Below are 1,379 nucleotides of genomic sequence, written 5' to 3'. Positions count from 1 at the left end.
TCCGGATCGATTTTCTTGGGCATGTGCTCATCCTTCCTGACTCAGAAGGAAGCGGCATCAAACCTAGGGTGATTCAGATTGCTTCGTCGCCGAGTTCGAGGACGCTCAGGCCGGCCCGCTTGTATGCGGTGGCCCCGATCTCGCTGGCCCCCATGACAGCTGGGGTCCAGCCGTACTTCTCGGCCAGGTCCAGCCATTCCGAGATGGCATGCGGCCAAGCCTCGGGATTGCCGATCGGGTCACCACTGGCCAGACACACCCCGACCTCGACGCGATACGTCACTGCAGCCTTGCCGCTGGTGGCGAAGATGACGCCCTTGTCGCGGCGGGTGGCGAAGTAGCCGAGGGAATCGTCGGCGCCCCACTTGTCGAGCAGACCTCGCAGGGCGGACTCGTCGCGACCGGTGAGCGCATTGCTCGACCGCTGAGACCTGAACAACGTGACGATCGCGCCCAGTAACGCCAACGCTCCGAACAGACCCAACGCCGTGTTCACGATCCCGTTCGGCCTGCCGTCGAACTGCTCGTTGTCCACAGTCGCCAACGCCGTCACACGATTGAACGCCCACAGGAACGTCTGACTCTCCGGCAACGACCCGGGGAACAACGCAACCAACGCCCAGCCGATGAGCGTCCCGACGGCCGCTCCGAGGACGAGAACCCCGAGCGCCTTCCACACCGCGCCGCGACGCACCCGCGTGTAGAACTCCTTGCGCGCAGCGATCAACACCCCCGTCACGACGACATGGACAGCCAGCGCAACCCACGAGTTGACGTTCCCGTCCTGGATGCCCTCGACGACATTGGTGATCGCCAACAACACCAGATAGACCGTCAGCAACCACCACGCAATGCGCTTACGACTCGCCAAGGCTGCCGCCAACAACCCGACGACCAGTGCCCACGACAAACTCGTATCGGGAGCATCGAAGTAGTAGTTGTCCACGTACTCGCGAGGAACATGAACCAGAAAACGAAGAGTGGGCGACAGACTCCACAGAAACAACAACACCGCGAACACACCGAGCACCAACCCCGCGATATGCGGCACCTCACTCAACCGACCGCGCGCGGGTGGCACGAACGACCGCGGAACCATGGACCCGGACCGCTCCGAGGGAATCGCTGTCGCCGTCATATCTCACTCCCGAAGTCAGAATGCACTTGCAACGTAGACGGTAGGGACTGTCTGAATAACGGTTGATCCGGTCCTTGGTTCGACACGCCGAGCTCAGCTTGGTGGGAAGGATCGACGATGACCGAAACACTGGATCCCATTGCCCGCACCCCCGCTCACTCAATGGGGAGTGTCAGATTAACGGTGGATCCGACCTTGGCGTCGGTTAGTTTCCGTTCGGGGTGATGCGTCCTTCGAAGGT

1 pseudogene is annotated in these 1,379 nt (G+C 61.8%); it reads right to left on the bottom strand.

Annotated elements, in window-relative coordinates:
* Positions 1–76: 76 nt before the first annotated feature.
* Positions 77–1,099 (bottom strand): annotated as a pseudogene (locus tag R4P47_RS24975) (phosphatidylglycerol lysyltransferase domain-containing protein); the annotation flags it as partial.
* Positions 1,100–1,379 lie beyond the last annotated feature (280 nt).

The organism is Rhodococcus sp. IEGM 1370 (genome assembly GCF_033142325.1).
Lineage (GTDB): Bacteria > Actinomycetota > Actinomycetes > Mycobacteriales > Mycobacteriaceae > Rhodococcoides.
The sequence above is the reverse complement of the archived record's forward strand: the minus strand, read 5'-3'. Positions and strand labels throughout refer to the sequence as shown.